The organism is Corynebacterium sp., from assembly GCF_030535495.1.
In the GTDB taxonomy this organism is placed as follows: domain Bacteria; phylum Actinomycetota; class Actinomycetes; order Mycobacteriales; family Mycobacteriaceae; genus Corynebacterium.
The window spans coordinates 1-5,151 of sequence record NZ_JAUNRW010000131.1; the positions used below are offsets into that span (position 1 = coordinate 1).

Sequence of the window (5,151 nt, forward strand, 5' to 3'; positions counted from 1 at the left end):
GTACGATGAGGACATGTCTACTTCTCTGTCGCTCATTGACTTCTGCCACATCTACCCCGGGGAGACCGCCCGCCACTCGATGAAGCGTTCGGTGGACATGGCCCAGCGTGCGGAACGCCTGGGCTTTGCGCGCATCTGGTACGCCGAGCACCACAACATGCCCACCATCGCCTCCTCTGCCCCGGCGGTGGTCATCGCCCACGTCGGCGCCCACACCGAGTCCATCCGCCTCGGCTCCGGCGGTGTCATGCTGCCCAACCACTCCCCCTACGTCATCGCGGAACAGTTCGGCACCCTGGCCGAGATGTACCCCGACCGCATCGACCTGGGCCTGGGCCGTGCCCCCGGCACGGACATGAACACCCTCGGACGCGCCCTGCGCCGCGACCCCAACGCGGCGGAGCACTTCCCCCAGGACATCATGGAGCTGGAGGGCTACCTGGCGGGGCGTTCCCGCATCCCCGGCGTGGACGCCATCCCGGGGGCCGGCACCGACGTGCCGCTCTACATTCTCGGGTCCTCGCTCTACGGCGCCACGCTGGCCGCCCAGCTCGGCCTGCCCTACGCCTTCGCCTCCCACTTCGCCCCCACCCACCTGGAGCACGCGGTGGCGACCTACCGGGAGAACTTCCAGCCCTCGGAGAAGCACGCCGAGCCCTATGTCATCGCCGCGGTCAACGTCGTCGCCTCCGACTCGGAGGCCGACGCGGTGCGCCAGCTCGAGGGCGTCTACCGCCAGCGGGTGAAGGCGATGGCCGGGCGGGGACGTCACCTGACCGAGGAGCAGCTCGACCAGATCATCGCCTCCCACCAGGGCCGCCAGATCATCGACATGCTCCGCTACACCGCCGTGGGCACCGAGGATCAGGTCGGCGACTACCTCACGGGATTCGCGCGGACCGCCCAGGCCGACGAGCTGATGATCTCCCTGCAGGGCACCTCCGAGGCAGAGACCACCCGCGGGATGGAGATCCTCGCGGCGGCCTGGGGACTCTAGTCCAGCAAAACGTACCGCGAAGGCCCTCATTCCTTGCCGAAATGGGGCCTTCGCGGTGTACTATGCCGCCTTCCTAGTCGACGGGGCGGGGGCGCGTCTGCTCGATGATGCGGAAGCTCTCCTCCATCTCGGCGGCCTCGTCCGGGTCGTCGGTGAGGTCCCCGACCACACCGAGGTCACCGCCGATGACCACGTTGCCCGGGATGACGATGTTGCCGTCCTCGTCGTGCTCCAGGACCGGCGTCGGCAGCGGATTGCCCTCGGCGTCGAAGCCCGGGGAGGGACGGGCCTCGCTGGCCAGCAGCTTCTCGGCGGTGTCGGTCTTCTCCCACTGGCGGGTGCGCAGCTGCTTCGGGGCGGCCGAGTCATCGATCATGCCCTTGAGCAGGGAGTACATCATGATCATCTGGATGACGAAGAACGGCAGCGCCACGATGATCACCACCTCCTGCAAGGTGGCGATACCCGTCTCCGGGGAAATGAGCAGCAGCGAGCCGGTCACCGCACCGATGGACAGCGCCCAGCCGACGCGGTAGTAGGTCGGTGTCTTCTCCTCCTCGCCGGTGGCGAACATGTCGACGACCAGGGCGGCGGAGTCGATGGAGGTGATGAAGAAAATGACGATGACGGCCATGGCCAGCACGGCCGTTACGGCCGTGAGCGGGTAGGCCTCCAGGAGGCCGAAGAGGGCGAAGGGGACGTTGCCTTCCTCCACGACGGGGCCGGTGAGGAAGCCGGGGTCGTTGAGCTCGGCCTCGATGCCGGCGCGGCCGAAGATGGCGAACCAGATGGTGACGAACAACGTCGGCAGCAGCAGGACACCACCGATGAACTCACGCACCGTGCGTCCGCGTGAGATACGCGCGATGAACATACCGACGTAGGGCGACCAGCAGATCGACCAGGCCCAGTAGAAGACGGTCCAGTTGCCCTGCCATCCCGGGTTGTGGCTGAAGGAATCCATCCAGAACATGATCTCCGGCATCGTGGAGGCGTAGATGCCGAAGGATTCGACAATGAACTTCAGCAGCGTCAGCGTCGGTCCGGTGACGAGGATGAAGAGCATGAGCACCACGGCCAGGCCGATGTTGATGTTGGACAGCAGCTTGATGCCGCGGTCGAGGCCGGAGGCGACCGACAGGCAGGCGACGAGGGTGATGAAGCCGATGATGGCCATCTCCACCCAGCTGACCAGGGGCACGCCCCACAGCATGTTCATGCCGGCGTTGATCTGCAGGACACCGAGGCCGACGGAGACCGCGATGCCGAAGATGGTGCCGATGATGGCCACGATGTCGATGATCTTGCCCGGCCAGTCGTAGATGCGTCCGCCCAGCAGCGGCGCGAAGACACTCGACAGGCGCGGCGGGAGTTTGCGCTTGTAGATGAAGTAGCCGAGGGCGAGTCCGGGGAGGGTCATGATGACCCACATGTGGATGCCGAAGTGGTAGTAGGTGAAGGCGAAGGCCTGGTGGATGGCGGCGTCGCTCATGCGCTCGGCATTGGCCATCGGGACGTTCCACGCGTGGTTGATCGCCTCGGCCACACCCCAGAACATCAGGGTGGCGCCCATGCCGCCCGCGAAGAGCATGGAGAACCACACGGGCAACGGATACTCGGCATCGGCTTCATCGTCACCGAGCTTGACCCGGCCGAAGCGGGAGACGAAGACCACGATGAGGAAGATGAACACCATGGACACGCCACCGATGTAGAACCAGCCGAGGTTCGCCATGAGTCCGTCGGCGACGTCCGCGAACGCCACCTGGGCGGTCTCACCCAGCGCGATGGTGCTGATGACGAACGCCACGATGAACCCCAGCGCGCCGATGAGCACGAACGGATCAGATTCGAGCCTGAATTTTCTGGATGTCATGCATCCATAATGTCAGGCCTCAGAGTGTTCCCAACTTATCGACTCCCACCCCACTCACCCGCTGCCCCACCAGTTCCACGAATTCCAGGGGCAGATAGTTGGCCCCCGCGGGGAAAGCCACCGTGTAGGGGTCGACGGCGCGGGCGGGCACCCGCTCGCTGACGTGACCGGGCAGCAGCACCAGGTGGGTGACCCCGCCCCGGTTGTAGAGCTGCAGGTGAGCGAGCTTGTCCAGGGGGAAGCGGATGCCGGTGCGGGGGATGGTGAGGTGATCGTCGATAAGCAGCACGGGCCGGGAACGCCGCCACAACCGTGCCGCGAGCATGACCGCCGCCGCGAGGAGACCGAACGCCGGCGCCGCGGCGGCGACGAAGAACAGCACCGGCCAGGGCGCGGTCCGTGCGGCCAGCAGCAGTCCCACGAGCAACGGGACCAGCACGAGCAGAAAAAGACAGAACACCACCACGACCCGGCTGGTGGCCAGGTAGCGGGGAGTCGACCGCAGTCGGAGGGTGTCCATGATGGGTGTGATGCTACCCAAGCACCAGCGCCACCACGATGAGAACGGGAACCGACACGAGGGTGGAGACCACCCCGACATCGCGCGCCAGCACCTCGTTGGTCCGGAAACGCAGGGCATAGGTGAGCACATTCTGCGCCGTCGGCAGGGCCGCCAGGATCACCAACGAGAGCAACGCCGGCCCGCTCAAACCGAAGACACCGTAGGCCAGCAGGCCGGCGACCACGGGGTGGACGATGTTCTTCACCGCCACCGCCAGCAGGACATCCCCGCCCAGCGCCACCCGGGTGCCCACCAGCGACATGCCGAACACCAGCAGCGCCACCGGGACAGCGGCCCCGGCCAGCAGGGCCACCGGTTCGTGGAACATCCCCGGGACGGGAAGAAACAGACCCACCAGCGCCGCGAGCAGCATCGGGTTGCGCAGCGCCACCAGCACATTGCGCAGCGACCCAGAGTCGTGCAGCAGGTCGAGGGTGCTCAACGCGACGGGCGCGTACATCGCGACCTGGAAGAGGATGACGGGGACGACGACGGCGGCGTCGTCAAGAATGTACACGGCAAGCGGAATCCCCAGGTTGCCGGCGTTGACATACGAGGCGCTCAACATGCCGATGACGCTGTCCGGGACTGATCGTCCCCGGATCCGGAAGAGGAGGAAGCCCAGCAGCCCCGCGATGAGCGCCGAGCCGGCGATGACGAGGAAGTTCTCGGAAAAGATCACCCCGCGGTCGGTGCGCAGGAGAATGTCCAGCAGCAATGCCGGGGTGGCCACCAGGTAGACGAGATTCGCCAGGACCCGGCGGGCGTGCGGACCCAGCGCCTCCGTGCGCCCGAGCAGGTAGCCGACGGCGATGACGGTCACCACGACGCCGAACCCCGACAGAACATCAACCATGAGGGCTAACCTTAAGGCATCTTCGATGCGCTACCCTCGACTCGCGCATGGATTTACTTGCACCGGAAATGTATAGTTATTTGAAAAGCTCCCCACGACGAGGTTCCCACTGACATGGCTCCGCAGCACTACCAGAAGATCGCCTCCCACATCCGCGAGGCGATCGACGATGGGCGTCTCCAGACCGGCGACGAACTGCCCTCCGAGGCGGAACTCTGCGCCCAGTTCGGATCCTCGCGCGGCCCGGTCCGGCAGGCGATGATGATGCTGCGGACCGAAGGCCTGATCTCCACCGGGCGCGGTCGCCGCTCGACGGTCCTCGCCCGCTCCTCGAACTGCAGCTTCGACACCTCCCTGTCCATCACCTCCTGGCTGGAGGCCCACGGCCACACTCCCGGGCAGCAGACTCTGCTGCTCGCCCGGCAGCCCGCGGACAATGACGCAGCCACCCACCTGCGGCTGGAGGCCGGTGCGCACCTCATCGTCCTGCGCCGGCTGCGCACGGCAAATGACATGCCCGTCGCCATCGAGACGACCTATTTCCCCGTCGACATCGGACGGCACGTCCTCGACTTCGACACCGACAACGGTTCCGTGTACAAGCACCTGCTGGCCCGCAACGTCACCGTCGACAACCTGGCCCAGTTCGTCAGCGCCACGGTCGCCGAGCAGGAGCAGGCGGAGCTGCTAAACATCGCCGTCGGCGATCCCCTGCTGCGGCTCCGGATGACCACGTCCGACCAGTACGGCCAGCTCATCTCCTACGCCGACCACTACTTCCCCGCCGAGCACCTCGCCCTCAGCCTCAACGCGGTGCGCGGTACCCCCTCGCCGGCGCACTTCTCCCCGGTGTGACGATC

General features: G+C 66.3%; 5 protein-coding genes. 2 read left to right on the forward strand and 3 right to left on the reverse strand.

The window, feature by feature from the left end; genetic code table 11:
• Positions 1-13 precede the first annotated feature (13 nt).
• On the forward strand, positions 14-997 hold the full coding sequence (locus Q4F73_RS11350; protein WP_303359456.1) for an LLM class flavin-dependent oxidoreductase: 984 nt from the start codon (positions 14-16) through the stop codon (positions 995-997).
• Positions 998-1,070: 73 nt separating this feature from the next.
• Here the strand turns inward: Q4F73_RS11350 and Q4F73_RS11355 are convergent, their stop codons facing one another.
• Genes Q4F73_RS11355 through Q4F73_RS11365 form a run of 3 tightly spaced genes read right to left on the reverse strand, consistent with a single transcriptional unit; the run spans position 1,071 to position 4,291 of the window.
• Entirely contained in the window at positions 1,071-2,873 is a 1,803-nt protein-coding gene (locus Q4F73_RS11355; protein ID WP_303359452.1) for a BCCT family transporter, read from the reverse strand.
• Positions 2,874-2,892: 19 nt separating this feature from the next.
• A complete protein-coding gene (locus tag Q4F73_RS11360; RefSeq protein ID WP_303359453.1) occupies positions 2,893-3,393 on the reverse strand; it encodes a hypothetical protein in 501 nt (166 codons plus the stop codon).
• A gap of 13 nt (positions 3,394-3,406) precedes the next feature.
• A complete protein-coding gene (locus Q4F73_RS11365) occupies positions 3,407-4,291 on the reverse strand; it encodes an AEC family transporter (protein WP_303359454.1) in 885 nt (294 codons plus the stop codon).
• 114 nt (positions 4,292-4,405) lie between these two features.
• Between Q4F73_RS11365 and Q4F73_RS11370 the strand changes: the two genes are divergently transcribed.
• Positions 4,406-5,146, forward strand: a complete 741-nt coding sequence (locus tag Q4F73_RS11370; RefSeq protein ID WP_303359455.1) for a GntR family transcriptional regulator — start codon at positions 4,406-4,408, stop codon at positions 5,144-5,146.
• Positions 5,147-5,151: the final 5 nt, after the last annotated feature.